At 55.6% G+C, this 302-nt stretch carries 1 protein-coding gene; it reads left to right on the top strand.

What is annotated here, in order from left to right:
- The first annotated feature begins 14 nt into the window (after positions 1 to 14).
- Positions 15 to 296: a hypothetical protein gene (locus E1297_RS00385; protein ID WP_155132557.1), complete on the top strand. Its 282-nt coding sequence runs from the start codon at positions 15 to 17 to the stop codon at positions 294 to 296.
- The last annotated feature ends 6 nt before the right edge of the window (positions 297 to 302 follow it).

The raw sequence follows: 302 nt of genomic DNA, 5'->3' as shown, positions 1-302 counted from the left end.
TGAGGGACTGACGCATGACTAATGTGATCTATACCTGCCCCGACTGCGGCGGTGACCTGACGATGACGGTTTTGCTCACCTATCCGGTGATTGACAGCGCAACATGCAAAAGCTGCGGAGCGGATTTCCGCAAACACGAGGAAACTAAGCGGATACCGTTGCCGGACTCATTCGAGCGCTACGAACCGGAGCCCGCCAACCCGTATCAGCAGCCGGTAGAACGAGAGATCGACCGTCATCCCATTTCGGTTATATCCAACAGCCTATCGTCAGTTGAGGTCAAGCTAGACGGCTGACCCTCC

The organism is Roseibium sp. RKSG952, assembly GCF_009711355.1.
Note: the sequence above shows the minus strand (reverse complement) of the source record. Positions and strands in the feature narration are given on the sequence as shown.

What these genes read in the sequence shown, in the direction of transcription:
- E1297_RS00385 (WP_155132557.1), top strand. Translation starts at nt 15, where the DNA reads ATGACTAATGTGATCTATACCTGCCCCGACTGCGGCGGTGACCTGACG.